The 17,081-nt window shown below is 66.3% G+C and carries 17 protein-coding genes; 15 read left to right on the top strand and 2 right to left on the bottom strand.

All coding sequences use genetic code 11. From position 1 onward, the window contains the following. Positions 1–2: 2 nt before the first annotated feature. The 3 genes from kdsB to murB are packed head-to-tail and all read left to right on the top strand — an operon-like array spanning position 3 to position 2,280. The gene (gene kdsB / locus FHR95_RS05015; protein WP_183313601.1) at positions 3–788 is read left to right on the top strand and encodes a 3-deoxy-manno-octulosonate cytidylyltransferase; all 786 of its coding nucleotides are present in this window, start codon (positions 3–5) and stop codon (positions 786–788) included. Beyond that, entirely contained in the window at positions 788–1,264 is a 477-nt protein-coding gene (locus tag FHR95_RS05010) for a low molecular weight protein-tyrosine-phosphatase (protein ID WP_183313600.1), read from the top strand. Before kdsB ends, FHR95_RS05010 begins: the two co-directional genes overlap by 1 nt. Beyond that, the gene (murB, locus tag FHR95_RS05005; protein WP_183313599.1) at positions 1,261–2,280 is read left to right on the top strand and encodes a UDP-N-acetylmuramate dehydrogenase; all 1,020 of its coding nucleotides are present in this window, start codon (positions 1,261–1,263) and stop codon (positions 2,278–2,280) included. Before FHR95_RS05010 ends, murB begins: the two co-directional genes overlap by 4 nt. Before the next feature lie 86 nt (positions 2,281–2,366). Here murB and rne read toward each other — a convergent pair whose 3' ends face one another. Then, entirely contained in the window at positions 2,367–5,699 is a 3,333-nt protein-coding gene (gene rne, locus FHR95_RS05000) for a ribonuclease E (protein ID WP_183313598.1), read from the bottom strand. Positions 5,700–6,263: 564 nt separating this feature from the next. On the opposite strand from rne, the gene FHR95_RS04995 reads away from it, so the two are divergent. From FHR95_RS04995 to sppA, 3 genes are read left to right on the top strand one after another with little or no spacing between them, the layout of a single operon-like run. Continuing rightward, on the top strand, positions 6,264–7,211 hold the full coding sequence (locus FHR95_RS04995; protein WP_183313597.1) for an RluA family pseudouridine synthase: 948 nt from the start codon (positions 6,264–6,266) through the stop codon (positions 7,209–7,211). A gap of 12 nt (positions 7,212–7,223) precedes the next feature. Then, positions 7,224–7,874: an HAD family hydrolase gene (locus FHR95_RS04990; protein WP_183313596.1), complete on the top strand. Its 651-nt coding sequence runs from the start codon at positions 7,224–7,226 to the stop codon at positions 7,872–7,874. A 22-nt stretch (positions 7,875–7,896) separates the two neighbouring features. Beyond that, the gene (gene sppA / locus FHR95_RS04985; protein ID WP_183313595.1) at positions 7,897–8,982 is read left to right on the top strand and encodes a signal peptide peptidase SppA; all 1,086 of its coding nucleotides are present in this window, start codon (positions 7,897–7,899) and stop codon (positions 8,980–8,982) included. Between the two features lie 58 nt (positions 8,983–9,040). Here the strand turns inward: sppA and FHR95_RS04980 are convergent, their stop codons facing one another. Further along, on the bottom strand, positions 9,041–9,631 hold the full coding sequence (locus FHR95_RS04980; protein ID WP_183313594.1) for a Maf family protein: 591 nt from the start codon (positions 9,629–9,631) through the stop codon (positions 9,041–9,043). 129 nt (positions 9,632–9,760) lie between these two features. Between FHR95_RS04980 and FHR95_RS04975 the strand changes: the two genes are divergently transcribed. The 9 genes from FHR95_RS04975 to mltG all read left to right on the top strand — a co-directional run bounded on the left by FHR95_RS04975 (position 9,761) and on the right by mltG (position 17,077). Continuing rightward, positions 9,761–10,288 (top strand): YceD family protein, encoded by a 528-nt coding sequence (locus FHR95_RS04975; protein WP_040187495.1) that lies wholly within the window; start codon positions 9,761–9,763, stop codon positions 10,286–10,288. Positions 10,289–10,320: 32 nt separating this feature from the next. Beyond that, the gene (gene rpmF / locus FHR95_RS04970) at positions 10,321–10,491 is read left to right on the top strand and encodes a 50S ribosomal protein L32 (protein WP_023005526.1); all 171 of its coding nucleotides are present in this window, start codon (positions 10,321–10,323) and stop codon (positions 10,489–10,491) included. A gap of 37 nt (positions 10,492–10,528) precedes the next feature. Next, complete coding sequence (gene plsX / locus FHR95_RS04965; RefSeq protein WP_040187493.1) at positions 10,529–11,650, top strand: phosphate acyltransferase PlsX; 1,122 nt, start codon at positions 10,529–10,531, stop codon at positions 11,648–11,650. A gap of 5 nt (positions 11,651–11,655) precedes the next feature. Continuing rightward, the gene (gene fabD, locus FHR95_RS04960) at positions 11,656–12,627 is read left to right on the top strand and encodes an ACP S-malonyltransferase (RefSeq protein WP_183313593.1); all 972 of its coding nucleotides are present in this window, start codon (positions 11,656–11,658) and stop codon (positions 12,625–12,627) included. 30 nt (positions 12,628–12,657) lie between these two features. Further along, positions 12,658–13,401: a 3-oxoacyl-ACP reductase FabG gene (fabG, locus tag FHR95_RS04955; protein WP_183313592.1), complete on the top strand. Its 744-nt coding sequence runs from the start codon at positions 12,658–12,660 to the stop codon at positions 13,399–13,401. Between the two features lie 132 nt (positions 13,402–13,533). Continuing rightward, entirely contained in the window at positions 13,534–13,767 is a 234-nt protein-coding gene (gene acpP, locus FHR95_RS04950) for an acyl carrier protein (protein WP_008956801.1), read from the top strand. Between the two features lie 200 nt (positions 13,768–13,967). Continuing rightward, complete coding sequence (gene fabF / locus FHR95_RS04945) at positions 13,968–15,206, top strand: beta-ketoacyl-ACP synthase II (RefSeq protein WP_040187483.1); 1,239 nt, start codon at positions 13,968–13,970, stop codon at positions 15,204–15,206. 8 nt (positions 15,207–15,214) lie between these two features. After that, positions 15,215–16,057 carry an aminodeoxychorismate lyase gene (gene pabC, locus FHR95_RS04940; protein WP_183313591.1) on the top strand — a complete coding sequence of 281 codons (843 nt, stop codon included), beginning with the start codon at positions 15,215–15,217 and terminating at the stop codon, positions 16,055–16,057. A gap of 15 nt (positions 16,058–16,072) precedes the next feature. Then, positions 16,073–17,077: an endolytic transglycosylase MltG gene (mltG, locus tag FHR95_RS04935; RefSeq protein ID WP_183313590.1), complete on the top strand. Its 1,005-nt coding sequence runs from the start codon at positions 16,073–16,075 to the stop codon at positions 17,075–17,077. The last annotated feature ends 4 nt before the right edge of the window (positions 17,078–17,081 follow it).

The following is a 17,081-nucleotide window of genomic DNA, read 5'->3' as shown; positions in this document are numbered from 1 at the left end:
CCATGCAGGAGTTCATCGCCGTCATACCGGCGCGCTTCGCCTCCTCGCGGCTGCCCGGCAAGCCGCTGGCCGACATTGCCGGCGAGCCCATGGTGGCGCATGTCTGGCGACGCGCACGCGAGAGCGCTGCCGCCCGGGTGGTCGTGGCAACCGATGATCGCCGCGTCGTCGAGGCCATGGTGCCCTTTGGTGCCGAGGTACTGCTGACCGCCGATGACCATCCCTCGGGCACCGACCGCCTGGCCGAGGTGGCCCAGCGGCTGGATCTGGCCGATGATGCCGTGCTGGTCAACGTGCAAGGTGACGAGCCGCTGATTCCGCCGCTGCTGATCGATCAGGTAGCGGCGCGGCTCTTCGACGATCCCGATGCGTCCATCGCGACCCTGGCCGAGCCGATCAGCGACGTCGAGACCCTCTTCAATCCTAATGCGGTCAAGGTGGTGCGGGCACTTTCCGGGCGGGCCCTGTATTTTTCGCGTGCGCCTGTTCCTTGGGATAGAGAGGCGTGGGACAGGGACGCCTTCGCGCGTCGTCCCGAGCTGCTCGAGACTGACGCCTGGCTGCGTCACATTGGCCTCTATGCCTATCGGGCGGGCTTTCTTGCCGACTACCGCGACTGGCATCCCTCGCCGCTAGAGCGCCTGGAACAGCTCGAGCAGCTGCGTGCCCTGCATCATGGCCATGCCATCCAGGTGGCGCTGGCCCGAGTGTCGCACCCGGCAGGCGTGGACACCGAGGAGGATCTGGTCCGGGTCCGTCAACTGATGCAGCGCTCGGGAGGCCACTGATGCGCGTGCTCTTCGTCTGTCTGGGCAATATCTGCCGTTCCCCCACCGCCGAAGGCGTTTTCCGCCGGCTGCTCGATGAACGTTGCCTGGCCGAACGGGTGGAAGTCGATTCCTGCGGCATCGGCCCCTGGCACGTGGGCAAGGCACCCGATCCCCGTGCCCGGGAGGCCGCCGCCCGCCGCGGCGTCGACCTGTCGGCACTGCGCGCCCGGCAGCTTGCCGATGATGACTTCTACCACTTCGACATGCTGGTGGCCATGGATCATGACAATCTCGCCGCCATCGAGGCGCGGCGTCCGCCCCATCGCCGGGTGCCGGCGCGGCTTTTTCTTGGCTACGCCGGGTATCCTGATCGCGCCGTTCCCGATCCCTACTACGGTGGCGAGCAAGGCTTCGACGAGGTGCTGGACCTGATCGAGGCAGCCTCCCGGGGGCTGATTGACGAGATCGAGGCGCGACTGGAGTCTGCTCCGTGAGCCTGACGCTTCAGGCCTCTGCTGATCTTTCCCGGGCCAATACCCTGGGCCTGCCCTGCCGAGCGGAGCGCTTCGCCGAACCGGCAAACCTCGACGAGCTGCGCGCCGCACTGGACTTGGCCCATCACGAGGGCTGGCCGCTGACCCTGCTGGGAGGTGGCAGTAACCTGATCCTTCCGGACCGGCTGGCGGGCCTGGTGATTCGGCCGGCCATGGCGGAGTGGTGGCTGGAAGAGGGCGAGGGCGATAGTGTTCTCGTCCATGCCGAGGCCGCGGTGGTCTGGCATGACCTGGTCATGGCACTGGCCGCCAGGGGGCTCTGGGGCACCGAGAATCTGGCGCTGATTCCCGGGCACTGTGGCGCGGCACCGATCCAGAACATCGGCGCCTATGGCGTGGAGCTGAGCGATGTGCTCGAGGCGGTGCATCTGGTTCATCTCGACGATGGTCGAGAGGCAGTCCTCTCACCCGAGGCGTGTGCCTTTGGCTACCGTGACAGCGTCTTCAAGGGGGCACTGGAGGGCCGCGTGGTGATCACCCGGCTGGTGCTGCGTCTGTCGCGCTCGCCGCGACCCCGACTCGGCTACGGTGACCTGGCCGCCCGGGTGGGCGCCCCGCCGAGTGCCCTGGAAGTGGCCGAGGCGGTCTGCGCGATCCGCCGCGAGAAGCTGCCCGATCCCGCCGTGCTGGGCAATGCCGGAAGCTTCTTCAAGAACCCCGTGGTGGCGGCTCACCTGGCGACCCGTCTGGTCGCTGCCCATCCGGCGATGCCGCACTTCCCCCAGCCCGATGGCCGCGTCAAGCTGGCAGCAGGCTGGCTGATCGACCAGTGCGGCCTAAAGGGCTGGCGACAGGGGCATTTCGGGGTGCATGGGCGCCAGGCGCTGGTGCTGGTGCACCTCGGTGGCGGAACCGCAGGCGAGTTGCTCGATTTCGCCGGGCGAGTGACCGAGATCGTGAGCGAACGTTTTGGCGTGATGCTGGAGCGCGAACCCCGTCTGGTCGCCCCGGCCTGATCCGACCCGGCGTTTTCCTTACTGAAACGACAGCGCCCGCAGCCATGGCTGCGGGCGCTGTCAGTGGTGGAGGCAAGTAGGGGAGGTTAGCCTTGCTTGCCGCCCTCCTGAGCCTTGGCCTCCTGTTCACGACGGCGGATTTCCCGCGGGTCATTGTGAGCGCGGCGACGGCGGCGATTGGTGCGAGTCTTCTCGTCCGCTTGCTTGCTCTTGGCCTCTTCCGGTGTCGGCTCTGCCTTCGGTGCCTCGGCCCTGTCTGCGGCAGGCTGCTGCTCCGGCTGTTCCGCCTTCGACGTGGGCTCAGCGTTCGCCTCGGCGGGCGTGTCGGCCGGCTTCTGCTCCGGCTGTGCCGCCGCTTCCGGCTTGGACTCAGTCGTTGCCTCGGCGGGCTGCTCTGCGGCTGTCTGCTCGGCCTTTGCCGCCTTCGACGTGGGCTCAGCGTTCGCCTCGGCGGTCTGCTCGGCCGGCTTCTGCTCGGCCTTTGCCGCCTTCGACGTGGGCTCAGCGTTCGCCTCGGCGGTCTGCTCGGCCGGCTTCTGCTCGGCCTTTGCCGCCTTCGACGTGGGCTCAGCGTTCGCCTCGGCGGGCTGCTCGGTCGGCTTCTGCTCCGGCTGTGCCGCCGCTTCCGGCTTGGACTCAGTCGTTGTCTCGGCGGGCTGCTCTGCGGCTTTCTGCTCGGCCTTTGCCGCCTTCGACGTGGGCTCAGCGTTCGCCTCGGCGGACGTGTCGGCCGGCTTCTGCTCCGGCTGTGCCGCCGCTTCCGGCTTGGACTCAGTCGTTGCCTCGGCGGGCTGCTCTGCGGCTTTCTGCTCGGCCTTTGCCGCCTTCGACGTGGGCTCAGCGTTCGCCTCGGCGGTCTGCTCGGCCGGCTTCTGCTCCGGCTGTGCCGCCTCCGGCTTGGGCTCAGCCTTCGGCTCGGCAGCTTTCTTCTCTGCCTTCGGTGACGCTGCCTTGGTCTCGGTCGTCTTCTTGGTCGGCTTCTTCTCCGCTTTCGGCGTTTCCTCTTTAGGTTCGGCCTTGTCGGCCTGATCGCTTGTCGACTCGGCTTTTTCTGATTCGACCTGCGCAGGGGAGGCCGGCTGAGCGTCGGACGTCACGTCGGCAGGCTGTGTCGGATCATCGGCCTCGGCCATCAGGCGCTGCTGCTCGGCCTCGGCCTTCGGGTTGATGGCATGCTTGCGCGTGCGTTGGCGTGGATTGTTGCGCGTACGCTTGGGCTTGCCGTCGTCTACCGGAGTCTCGGCGGCTGCCGGCTTCTCGCTGCTTTTCTGGCGGCGTGCGTCATCACGTGGCTTCCCGTCGCGGGCCTTCTGGTCACGCGCTCTGTCATCGCGAGGCTTCTCGTCGCGAGACTTGTCGTCGCGCGGCTTGGGTGCCTCCTGCTGTCGCGTCTGGCGGCTTTCGTCAGGACGACCGCCGCGACCACGGCCACCACGACCACCGCGATTGTCGCTGCTCTCCGGCTTGTTCTCCGGCTTGTTCTCCCCACGCTCGCTTTCCTGGCGGGGTGAGCTGCGCCGATCCTCGCTGCGCGGCCGGCGCTGGCGACCGTTGCGGCCCCCGCGGTCGTCGTCGCGTTGGGCGGGCTTGCGTGCGCCCTGGTCAGCGGATGATTCACTCGAGCGGGTGGACGCTGTCTTCTCGTCAGTGGTGGCTGGCGCTTCGTCGCTGCCGAGCAGTTTGGCAAGCCCCTTGACCAGGCGACCCAGCACCCCCGACTGGGGTTCGGGAACGGGTGGCGTCGGCGGCACCTTGGCTGATGGCTTGGGCGCTGCCGGAGCGGGGGGCTCCTGCTGGAGCGACGCCGGCGCTGGCTCGTGGTGAACGACGGTCTTCACCGCGGCTTCGGCGCGCTGGACCGGCTTGCCGAAGGCGGCCTCCGGCTCCTTGCCCACCTCGGTGTCGGTGGAGAGCTCGAAGCTGGACAGCGGCGCGGTTCCCTCTTCGTCCACGTGGTCATCGCGCAGGCGCTGGACGTCGTAGTGGGGGGTGTCCATGTCCGGGTTGGGCAGCATCACCACGCGTACGCCCTGACGCCGCTCGATCTCGGCCAGCACGGCGCGCTTCTCGTTGAGCAGGTAGGTGGCCACCGGCACCGGCAGGATCGCGCGGATCTGGGCGCTGCGCTCCTTCATCGCCTCTTCCTCGATCAGGCGCATGATGGAGAGCGAGATGGAGCGCACGTCGCGGATGGTGCCCTGGCCGTCGCAGCGCGGGCAGACCACGCCGCTGGTCTCGCCAAGCGAGGGGCGCAGGCGTTGGCGTGACATCTCCATCAGGCCGAACCGCGAGATGCGGCCGATCTGTACCCGGGCGCGGTCGAGCTTGAGGGCGTCGCGCATGCGGTTCTCGACCTCGCGCTGATTGCGCGCCGGGCTCATGTCGATGAAGTCGATGACCACCAGGCCGCCGATATCGCGCAGGCGGAGTTGGCGGGCAATTTCGTCGGCGGCCTCCATGTTGGTCTGCAGCGCGGTTTCCTCGATGTCGCTGCCACGGGTAGCGCGTGCCGAGTTGATGTCGATGGAGACCAGCGCTTCGGTGTGGTCGATCACGATCGAGCCACCGGAGGGCAGCTTGACCTCACGCTCGTAGGCGGTCTCGATCTGCGACTCGATCTGGAAGCGCGAGAAGAGCGGGACCTCGTCGACGTAGAGCTTGATCTTTTGCTGGTAGGAAGGCATTACCTGACGGATGAAGGCCAGGGCTTCATGATGCACCTGCTCGCTGTCGATCAGCACCTCGCCGATGTCCTGGCGCAGGTAGTCGCGCATGGCACGAATGATGACGTTGGATTCGCGGTAGATCAGAAAGGGCGCCGGGCGCTTGCCGGCCTCTTCAGTGATCGACTCCCAGACCTGCACCAGGTAGTCCAGATCCCACTGCAGCTCCTCCGGGGAGCGGCCGATACCCGCCGTGCGCACGATCAGACCCATCTTGTCGGGCACGGTCAGCTGGCTCATGGCCTCCTTGAGCTGGCTACGCTCCTCGCCCTCGATGCGCCGCGAGATGCCCCCAGCCCGAGGGTTGTTGGGCATCAGTACCAGAAAGCGGCCGGCAAGGCTGATGAAGGTGGTCAGGGCGGCGCCCTTGTTGCCGCGTTCCTCCTTGTCGACCTGGACGATGACTTCCTGTCCCTCCTTGAGCACCTCCTTGATGCTGGGGCGCCCGGAGGGATCCTTGAGGAAGTAGTCGCGTGATACCTCCTTGAGGGGCAGGAAACCGTGGCGATCGGCGCCGAAGTCGACGAAGGCAGCTTCGAGGGAGGGCTCGACCCGGGTGATCTTGCCGCGGTAGATGTTGGCTTTCTTCTGTTCCCGGGCACCGGACTCGATGTCCAGGTCGTAGAGGCGTTGTCCATCGACCAGGGCGACGCGCAGCTCTTCGGGCTGGGTCGCATTGATGAGCATCCGTTTCATGTCGTCTCACAAATGGGGACGCGCCGGATGGTGGTCTACGACGGAGGCGAACCACTGGTTGCTGCGTGCTTGTGCTCAGCGCATGTCGCGGATGCGGGAGTGCGCCCGGCCGTACCGGCGCATCCTTGCACGATGGGACCGACACGGCATGATCATGTTGAGTACGGGGCGGAGGCAGGACATGTCTCGGTGGGATTGCGCCCATCCGGCCCTGCGGTCACCGCCAACACCTGGCATTCATCGATTCGCCAACGCCGGCCACCGGCACGTTGTTGTACGTATCCCGTCATCTTCGGTCGTGCTGCAGGGAGCGCGAGCGAAGCCGGGCGTGGCGTTGTATCGCTTGCTTGTCGGCGGCGGGACCTCGGATTGGCGAGGATCGTCGCGGCCTGATCTATTCGCTCCGGCCTGCGTGTCTGTCGTGCAGGCGCTCTGGCGGGCTGTTACAACCCCTTGAAGCGAGTTGACAATATAACAGCAAAGGGGGTGGCCAGCAATTGGCGCAGGATGGCCTGCACTGCGGTAGAATGCGCCTTTCAAGCAGGTATTCAGTGGAGTGGCGGCATGGCCGAAGGGCGTGACGTACAGTGGGTGGAAGTAACCGAAGGCCAGGTCGGGCAGCGGGTCGACAACTTCCTGTTGAGTCGCATGAAGGGCGCGCCCCGAGCGCTGATCTACCGCATCGTGCGCAAGGGCGAGGTGCGGGTGAACAAGAAACGGGTCAAGGCGGATACTCGTTTGGTCCTTGGCGACATGGTGCGGATTCCGCCGCTGCGCCTCACGCCTCGCGAGGCGGTTCGCGAGGTGAGCGATAATCTGCGCAACCTGCTCGCCGGCAGTGTGCTGCTGGAAGGGCGTGACTGGTTGGTGATCAACAAGCCCTCCGGGCTTGCCGTGCATGGCGGCAGCGGGGTGAAGATTGGCCTGATCGAAGCATTGCGCCAGGTGCGCGAGGACCTCGATTTCCTGGAACTGGTCCACCGGCTTGACCGCGACACCTCCGGCTGCCTGCTGCTGGCCAAGTCGCGGCCGGCGCTGCTGGCGCTCAACGCCTCGCTCAAGGAGCGTCAGATGGACAAGCAGTACCTGGCCCTGGTGGCCGGGCGCTGGCCGGCACGACGCGACTTCGTCAGTGCCCGCCTCGACCGCTTCGAGCTCGCCAACGGCGAGCGGCGTGTGCGGGTCGAGGCTGCGGGCAAGGTGGCCCGCACGCGCTTTGCGGTGCGCGAGGCCTACGAGAAGGCCACCCTGGTCGCGGCCGAGCCGGTCACCGGGCGCACCCACCAGATCCGCGTACATGCGGCTCATGCCGGCCACCCGCTGCTTGGCGACGACAAGTATGGCAGCCGCGAAAGCCAGCGGCTCTCCGCCACCCTGGGGCTGTCGCGACTGTTTCTGCATGCGGCGGCCCTGACCTTTCCCGAGCCCAGCAGTGGCCGGCCGGTGAAGATCAAGGCGCCGCTGCCTGCCGAGCTCGAGGCGGTGCTTGACCGCGCCCGCCACGCCCGCTGACACGGAGGCTTCATGCACTATCGACTGGCCATCTTCGACTGGGATGGCACCCTGATGGACTCCATCGCGCGGATCGTCTCCAGCATGCAGGCGGCCTCCCGGGAAGCCGGCTGGGGCGAACTGGAGGCGGAGTCGGTCCGCAATATCATTGGTCTCGGGCTGCCCGAGGCCATCGCCTCCCTCTGTCCCGGCATCGATCCCGAGCGCGCCGAGCTGCTGAGGGCCCGCTATGCCTACCATTTTGTCGAGGGTGATACCGGCCCCATGCGCTTCTACCCCGGGGTCGAGGCCGGGCTGGCGCGGCTACGTGGCAGGGCGGAACAGCGCCTGGCCGTGGCCACCGGCAAGAGCCGCCGCGGCCTGGATCGCATCTTTTGCGAGAGCGGCAGCGGCGACTGGTTTCATGCCAGCCGTACCGCCGACGAGACGCGCTCCAAGCCGCATCCTCGCATGCTCGAGGAGCTCCTGGTCGAACTCGATGTCGCGGTCGACGAGGCGGTGATGATCGGCGATACCGAGTACGACCTCGAGATGGCCCGGGCGCTGGGTATGGACAGCGTGGCGGTGACCTGGGGCGTCCATGCCCCGCCGCGCCTGGCCGCCAGCCGTCCGGTGTTCACCGCCGAGGCAGTGCCCGAGCTCTTCGACTGGCTGCATCGCTAGCTGACCAAAGGACAGTATGATCATGAGTGATGACGACAAGCGCAACGACCGCTGGACGAGCGGACCGGAATTGACGCCTGAGCAGGCACGTCGGGAGCGTGAGGCGCAGCAGCCTGACGCAGCGCTGGCGCCTGATGAGGATGCCGAGACCTTGCGCGAGCGCCAGCGTCTGGCCCAGTTGGAGATGATGGATCGCTGGATCGGTGGGGTGCTGGTGGAGCAGCGCCGCTCCCGGCGCTGGAAGCTGTTCTTTCGTTTTTTCTTCGCGCTGCTGATCCTGGCCTCGCTCTCGGTATCGCTCTACGGGATCCTGGGCGCCCCGGGGGCCGGGGCGCCCAGCCGCCCGCACCTCGGCGTCGTCGAGGTCAGCGGGGTCATCGACAGTGACTCGCCGGCCAGTGCCGAGCGCATTATCGAGGGCCTGGAGCGCGCCTGGCGGGCGGAAGAGGCCGAGGCGGTGGTGCTGCATATCGATAGCCCGGGGGGCAGCCCGGTGCAGTCCCAGCGCATTTATGCGGCGGTCATGCGGTTGCGTGAATCGGGCGATAAGCCGGTGCTGGCAGTGATCGAGGATATCGGCGCCAGTGGCGCCTATTATGTCGCCGCGGCGGCCGATGAGATCATTGCCGCGCCGGCCAGCCTGGTCGGCTCGATTGGCGTCATTCACGCCGGCTTCGGGTTCGAGGAAGCCATCGGGCGCCTGGGCGTCGAGCGTCGCGTTTTCACGGCTGGTGAGAACAAGGCGTTCCTCGATCCCTTCTCGGACATCGCGCCGGCGCAGCGTGAGTTCTGGCAAGAGGTGCTGACCACGACCCACCGCCAGTTCATCGATGACGTGCGTGAGGGGCGCGGCGGCCGCCTGGCCGACGACGAGCGACTCTTCAGCGGGTTGATCTGGAGCGGTGAGCAGGCTCTCGAACTGGGTCTCGTGGACGAGCTCGACAGCCTGGACGGCGTGGCCCGCGCTCGGCTGGGCGAGGCGCGGCTGCGTGACTACACGCCGCGTCTCGACCCCTTCGAGCGGATTTCCCGTCAATTTGGCCGGGTCGCCATGGAGTGGCTCGGCCTGCCGCGGGGTGAGTCGCCGGTGCGGTATCAGGTCTACTAGCGCCTCCTTCATGGCTCGTGGCTTTCCCGGCGCCGTTCTCTGCAGCGGCGCCGGCTTACTAAGTGTCGGGTCCGAGAGGGTCCAGCCCGGCTTCGCGCAGCATCTTGCAGAGCCGGATCAGCGGCAGGCCGATCAAGGTGTTGGGGTCATCCCCCTCGAGCTTCTCGAACAGCGTGATGCCCAGCCCCTCGATGCGAAAGCTGCCGGCGCTGTCCAGCGGCTTTTCCCGCTCCACGTAGCGCGTGATCTCTGTCTCGCTGAGTTGTCGGAAAACCACATCGTAGGTCTCGTGACAGACGCGATGGCGGCCTCGGCCGGTGTCGAGCAGCGCCAGGCCGGTCATGAAGCGCACTCGATGCCCCGAGAAGCGGGCCAGATTGGCGCGGGCGGTCGCTTCGTCGCCCGGCTTGCCCAGAATTTCACCGTCGAAGAGCGCGACCTGATCGGAACCGATGATCAGGTGCGAGGGGTAGCGTTCGGCCAGTCGCTCGGCCTTGGTCAGTGCCAGACGATGGACGAGGGGTTCGGGGGCTTCCCCCTGGCGCGGTGTCTCGTCGATGTCAGGGCTCTCCCAGCTAAAGGGAATCGCCAGTCGATCAAGCAGTTGGCGGCGCCAGGGTGAGCCCGAGGCAAGGATCAGGGAGGGCATTAGCATTCTCCGGTTAATGGGGCAGGAAGCGTCTCGATACCAACGCCGATCGCGGCGCATACCCCCATGGTAACCCGCGACGATGGCGGCTTTGACAGGGGCAGGGGGAGTGCCTATCATTGCGCGCCTATGTTGACCTCAAGACTCCCCGGTAGGGTCGAGCCCTACAAGCTCGTGGCCCGCGCCGAACACCTGGAAGGCCTGGTGGCGCTCGCTGAGATGGCGCGGCTGGCCGAGGAAGTTGGCGCTCAGTCCGGCGATGCTCAGGTATGGCTGGATTTCGCCATTGACCCTCAGGGGCGGCGGGAGATCCGTGGCCATCTGCAGGCCGAGCTGCAGCTGCCTTGCCGGCGTTGCCTTGAGCCCATGGCGCAGCATGTCGAGAGCGACTTCCGCCTGGGCATGGTGACCAGCGATGAGCTGGCTGCCGAGTTGCCCAGCACCCACGAACCGGTGCTGGTGGAAAACGAACAGCTGAACCTGCTGGCGGTGGTCGAGGATGAGCTCATCCTTAGTCTCCCCCAGGTGGTCTACCACGATGAGGCCGAATGCCCGGTCTCGCGCGACCAGCTGAACAGCGGGGAGGCGCCCGGCGGATCGGACGACTCTCCGGCGAGCCCATTCGATGTGCTGCGGCAGATCAAGGGCAAACCCTGACACACCCTCGTTTCACTCTGGAGTATTAACCCATGGCAGTTCAACAGAACCGCAAGACCCGTTCCAAGCGCGGCATGCGTCGCAGCCACGACGCCCTCAGTGCACCGGCCCTGTCCCAGGACAAGGAAACCGGTACCACCCACCTGCGTCACCACGTCTCCCCGGACGGCTTCTACCGTGGTCGCAAGGTCGTCGACGCCTGACGCGAGGTCTCGCGAGTGGTAATGGCTGACCGTTGACGTGCGGATTGCCATCGATGCGATGGGCGGTGACCTGGGTCCCCGCCCAGCCGTGATGGGCGCCGCCGCTGCCGCTATTGCCGACCCCGATCTCAAGCTCCGCCTGTTCGGCCCCGCCGGGCGGCTGGAAGACGAGATAGCCCGCCTGCCGCGGCAGCTTGCCGCGGCGGCGGCGCGTCTGGAGGTCGGGAATGCCGCGGCAGTCGTCCCGCAGTCCCAGCGTCCCAGCGAGGCGCTGCGGTACGGGGGCGATACCAGCATGGTGCGGATGCTCGAGTGCGTTGCCGAAGGCGATGCCATGGCTGGCGTCAGCGCGGGTAATACCGGCGCCTTGATGGCGCTGGCTCGGAGCGTCCTGGGCACGGTGGCGAACATTCCGCGACCGGCCATCAGTACTGCCATTCCCACTCGCAATCGGGGGCGCTGCTATCTGCTCGACCTGGGCGCCAACGTGGAAGCCAGCGCAGAGCGGCTGATCGACTTTGCGCTTATGGGTGAGGTGATGGCTCGCCATGTGGATGGCCTCGCCGCGCCGCGAGTGGCGCTGCTCAATGTCGGCGTCGAGGGCACCAAGGGGACCGCCAGCGTGCGCGACGCCGATGCCTGGTTGCGTCAGCACTCCGGCATTGCCTACCAGGGCTATGTGGAGGGCGATGGCATTTTCAGCGGTGTTGTCGACGTGGTGGTCTGCGATGGCTTTGTCGGCAATGCCGTGCTCAAGGCCAGTGAAGGTCTGGCACGGCTGCTGGTCGAGCGGGTCCAGGCGACGTTCGAGGCCCACTGGGGCAGTCGGCTGGTCGGGCTATTGGCGCGTCCGGCACTGCGACGCCTGAAAAGCGAGCTCGATCCGGTGCGCTATAACGGTGCCAGCCTGCTGGGGCTGGATGGCATCGTGATCAAGAGTCATGGCAGCGCCGATGCCACGGGTTTCCGCTATGCGGTGCAGCGGGCGGGGAGTGAAGTCAGGCGCGACTTGCCTACTCGGCTGGCCGCAGAACTGAGCCATCGGCGGTCCTCTGTCGATTCGGCCGTGCGCGGCCGAGCCGAGAGCGGATCCAGGCCCATTGGGCCGATCATGCCGGGCACGACCGGCATCGATGATAGTCAACAAGCGCAAAGGTGATCGACATGACCCAACCCCTTGCCCTCATCTTCCCCGGGCAGGGCTCCCAGCAGATCGGCATGCTGCGCGAGCTGGCAGAGCGCTATAGCGTAGTGCGCACGACCTTCGAGGAAGCCGCCGATGCCCTGGGCTACGACCTCTGGCAGGTGGTGCAGGAGGGGCCCAGCGAGGCACTCAATGCCACCGCCTGCACGCAGCCGGCACTGCTCACCGCCAGCGTCGCGGTGTGGCGCGTCTGGCAGGAGCTCGAGGGGCCCCGCCCCGGGGCCATGGCCGGTCATAGCCTGGGCGAGTACAGTGCCCTGGTGTGTGCCGGTGCACTGCCCTTCGCCCAAGGGGTTCGGCTGGTGAAGCTGCGCGGTGAGGCGATGCAGGCGGCCGTTCCTGCCGGCGAGGGTGCCATGGCGGCGATTCTCGGGCTCGATGACGAGGCCGTGGAGCAGGCCTGTGCTCGAGCCGCCAACGGCGACGTGGTCGCTGCGGTCAACTACAATGCCCCGGGCCAGGTGGTTATCGCAGGCAGCAAGGCGGCCGTCGAACGGGCCATTGCGGCCTGTCAGGATGCCGGCGCCAAGCGTGCCATGCCGCTGCCCGTCTCGGTGCCCTCGCACTGCGATCTGATGCGCCCGGCCGCCGAACGCCTGGCGGCGGCCATGGAGGAGGTTGATCTGCGTTCGCCCCGCTATACGGTATTCCAGAACGTCGACGCCCAGGCGCATGCCGACGTCGAGACGCTGCGCACCCGGCTGATCGAGCAGCTCTACCAGCCGGTGCGCTGGACCTCCTGCATCGAGGCGATGAATGCCCATGGTGCCGAGGTGTTCATCGAGTGCGGGCCGGGCAAGGTGCTCACCGGCCTCAACAAGCGAATCGCGAGGGGCAGCAAGGGACTGGCGGTCAACGACCCGGATAGTCTCTCCGCTGCCCTCGAGCTGGCCAGGGATGCCGTCGGTCAGTCGCCGTCGGCCAATGGCTGATCCATCTCCCGGAGCTAGACGGAAGAGACCATGACAATCGAGCGAAGAGTCGCCCTGATCACCGGGGCCAGTCGCGGCATCGGTCGCGCCATCGCCCACGAACTGGGTCGCCAGGGGCGTATCGTGATCGGCACGGCCACCACCGATGCCGGTGCCGAGCGCATTGATGCCGACCTTGCGGAGGCAGGAATCGAGGGAGCCGGTCGCCCGCTGGACGTCACCGATCAGGCCAGCGTCGATGCCTTGATCAAGGCGATCAGCGAGGAGTTCGGTGCGCCGACCATTCTGGTCAACAATGCTGGCATCACTCGCGATAACTTATTGATGCGCATGAAGGAAGACGAGTGGGATGCGGTAATCGATACCAACCTCAAGTCGGTCTATCGTGTCAGCAAGGCCTGTCTGCGCGGCATGACCCGGGCCCGCTTTGGCCGTATCGTCTCGATCAGTTCAGTGGTCGCTACCATGGGCAATCTCGGACAGACCAACTATGCTGCCGCCAAGGCAGGCATGGAGGGTTTTACCCGCGCCCTGGCTCGTGAAGTGGCCTCGCGTGCCATTACCGTCAATGCCGTGGCGCCAGGCTTTATTGCCACCGACATGACCGGGTCCCTGCCGGAGGAGCAGCACAAGGCATTGCTTGGCCAGATTCCTCTGTCACGGCTCGGTGATCCCGAAGAAATCGCCGCGGCAGTGGGCTTTCTGACCGGCGATACGGCGGGGTACATCACTGGTGAAACTCTGCATGTCAACGGCGGTATGAACATGCGTTGATGCCTCCCGAGTGAGGCGGTTGCGCCGGCCCGGGGGCGTCTATAAACTACCCCACAGCTTCCGGCTAGCGGATCTGGATCTTTAACGGCTGGTTCTCCGAACGGCCAATGTGAACGACTGGAGTACGTCATAATGAGCACCATCGAAGAGCGCGTGAAGAAGGTTGTGGCCGAGCGTCTGAACGTCAAGGAAGAAGACATCCAGAACTCCTCTTCCTTCACCGAAGATCTCGGCGCCGATTCCCTGGATACCGTCGAGCTGGTGATGGCGCTTGAAGAGGAATTCGATACCGAGATTCCCGACGAAGAAGCTGAGAAGATCACGACCGTCCAGGAAGCTATCGACTACGTCAACGCCCACCAGTAAGGTGGCGGTCGATACCGCTCGTTGAGGCGTCCGGGGATCTGTTCCCCGTGGAGAGCCGTCCTGCCCAGGCAGGACGGCTCTCGTGCTATGCGGCGCGGAAGCTTGCCGAGCCCGCACAGGTCGGAGAGACTCGGTTATAATGCGCGTAATGATGATCCCGTGTCGGGGTCGTGTCACCCAGGTTGTGTGGAGGAAAGCTGATGTCTCGTAGAAGGGTTGTAGTGACCGGTCTCGGGCTGGTCACGCCGGTGGGAAATACCGTGACGGAGAGCTGGGCCAATATCCTGGCTGGCAAGAGCGGTATCTCGCCCATCGAACACTTCGATGTCAGCGCTTTCAGCACGCGCTTCGGCGGGTCGGTGAAGGATTTCGACATCAGTCCTTATCTGAATCCCAAGGAGGCCCGCAAGATGGACCTCTTCATCCAGTACGGAATGGCCGCCGGTGGGCAGGCGATTCAGGATGCCGGGATCGAGTGTCACGAAGGCAATGCGGATCGTATCGGCGTGGCCATCGGGTCGGGCATCGGTGGCCTGCCGATGATCGAGCATAACCATAGCGCCCTGCTCAAGGGTGGGGCGCGGCGGATCTCGCCGTTCTTCGTGCCTGGTTCGATCATCAACATGATCTCCGGCAACCTGGCGATCCAGCACGGCTTTCGCGGGCCCAATATCGCCATCACCACGGCCTGTACCACCGGGACTCACAACATCGGCTACAGTGCCCGAACCATCGCCTACGGCGATGCCGACGTGATGGTCTGCGGGGGCGCCGAGATGGCGACCACGCCGCTGGGCCTGGGGGGCTTTTCGGCGGCTCGGGCGCTCTCCACCCGTAACGAGGACCCGGCCGCGGCGAGTCGCCCCTGGGACCGTGAGCGTGACGGCTTCGTGCTCTCCGATGGGGCCGGCGTGATCGTCCTCGAGGAGTACGAGCAGGCCAAGGCGAGGGGAGCCACCATCTACGCCGAACTCACCGGCTTTGGCATGAGTGACGATGCCTACCACATGACGGCGCCACCGGAAGATGGCCATGGCGCTGCTCGGTCCATGCGCAATGCGATCCGTGATGCCGGCATTGACGCATCGGCCGTCGACTATATCAATGCCCACGGTACCTCGACCGCGCACGGCGACCTGGCCGAGAGTCGTGCCGTCGAGGCGGTAATGGGAGACGCCGCGAAGACAGTGGCCGTCAGCTCTACCAAGTCGATGATCGGCCATCTGTTGGGGGCAGCCGGGGCCGTCGAGGCGGTATTCAGCGTGCTGGCCATCCGCGACCAGGTCGCACCGCCGACCATTAACCTGGACAACCCCCAGGAAGGCTGCCGTCTCGATTATGTCCCCCACACGGCGCGCGAGATGAAGGTCGACGTCAGTCTGTCGAACTCCTTTGGCTTCGGCGGTACCAACGGCACCCTGGTCTTCTCGCGGGTGTGAGTCCTGATGTGAGCCCCGAGCGGGAACACACCGAGGCAGCGGCCACGTCAGAGGCGTGGCCGCTCGACGACCGTGGCATTGGTTATGGCGATGGGCTCTTCGAGACCGTGCTGGTGCGGGATGGTAAGCCGCAGCTGTGGGAGGCCCACCTGGCTCGCCTGACCTGGGGCTGTCGGGTGCTGGGAATTCCCCTGCCGCAGCGGGATATGCTGGAACGCCCGCTGTCCCAGGCGGGCCGGGGGCTCGCGGTCCTCAAGCTGATCCTGAGCCGCGGCAGTGGCGGCCGTGGCTACGCGCCTCCCGCGGCGCCCACTCCCCGCCTGCGTTGGCAACTGTTACCTTTTGCGCCCGCTCCAGCCCGTTGGGCGTCGGGGGTGCGAGTCCGCCTCTGTCGCCTGCAACTGGGCATTCAGCCGGCCCTCGCTGGCTTCAAGCACCTCAACCGGCTTGAAAATGTGCTGGCCCGGGGTGAGTGGACGGACGCCGATATTGCCGAGGGAGTGCTCTGCGACAGCGAGGGCCGGTTGATAGAGGCCACCTGCATGAACCTCTTCTGGCAGCGCAATGGGCATCTGGAGACACCGCGCCTGGATCGCTGTGGCGTTGCTGGTACGCTGCGGGCCGAGCTGCTCGAGCGCCTCCCGATGTCGGAAGTCGATGCCGTGCCCGACGTGATGGCCAGTGCCGAGGCCGTCTGGATCGGCAACTCGCTGCAGGGGGTCTGGCCGGTAGCGCGACTGGACGGGGCCGAGGGAGAGGTCCTGAACTGCTGGCCTATCGGCGCGGAGCATCGCCGGCTGCAGGCGGTGGCTCATGCGCTGCTGGGGTACCCGGCATGGCTTGATGACTGAATGAGGACGACCCGCATGGGGCGTGTGCTGAAGATTTTGCTGGTTATATGCATCGTGGTGGCTCTGGCAGCATTCGCCGGGTATCGCTATTGGCAGACGCGGCTCGAGGCACCCATTGCCCTAGAAGCGCCGGCGGTCTACGAGGTGCCCGTCGGCGCCGGCTACCACCGCGTGGTGAGGGAGCTGGCCGAAAGGGGCATTCTCGTCGATGAGTGGGCCTTCCGGTTGCTCTCGCGCCTGGAGCCCGAGGCGATGCCACGCCTGCGGCCCGGTGAGTACCGCCTGATGCCTGGCATGAGCGGGCGCGAGCTGCTCTCGCTGCTGGGTAGCAATGACGTGATCACCTACCCGCTAACCATTCCCGAGGGCTGGACGTTCCGCCAGATGCGCGAGCTGCTCGATGCGGCACCGAAACTTGCGCACCGCACCCAAGGCCTCTCCGACGACGCCGTGATGGCTCGGCTTGACCGTGCGGGGCGTCACCCCGAGGGCTGGTTCTTCCCGGATACCTACCACTATCACAAGGGGCTCAGCGACCTTGAGATCCTGCGCCAGGCACTGGAGCGCATGGAGGCCACTCTGGACGAGGTCTGGGCCGAGCGTGACGACGAGCTGCCCCTGGAGAGCCCCTATGAGGCGCTGATCATGGCCTCGTTGATCGAGCGCGAGACCGGGGCGCCGGAAGAGCGTCCCGAGATCGCCGGTGTCTTCACGCGCCGCCTGCAGCGAGGCATGCGACTGCAGACCGATCCCACCGTGATCTACGGCATGGGAGAGCGCTATGAGGGCAATATCACGCGTGCCGACCTGCGCGAAACGACGCCCTACAACACCTACGTGATCGATGGCCTGCCGCCCACGCCGATCGCGCTGCCGGGTCGCGCCGCGCTGGAAGCCGCCGTACAGCCGGAGGAGGGCGAGACGCTCTACTTCGTCGCCAAGGGCGATGGTACCCATCACTTCTCGCGGACCCTGCGCGAGCACAACAATGCCGTGAACCGGTATATACGCAATCGCTGACTAT

The sequence above is a fragment of the Halomonas fontilapidosi genome, assembly GCF_014192285.1.
GTDB classification, from domain to species: Bacteria; Pseudomonadota; Gammaproteobacteria; order Pseudomonadales; family Halomonadaceae; genus Halomonas; species Halomonas fontilapidosi.
This window is presented reverse-complemented; position numbering and strand designations above follow the sequence as displayed.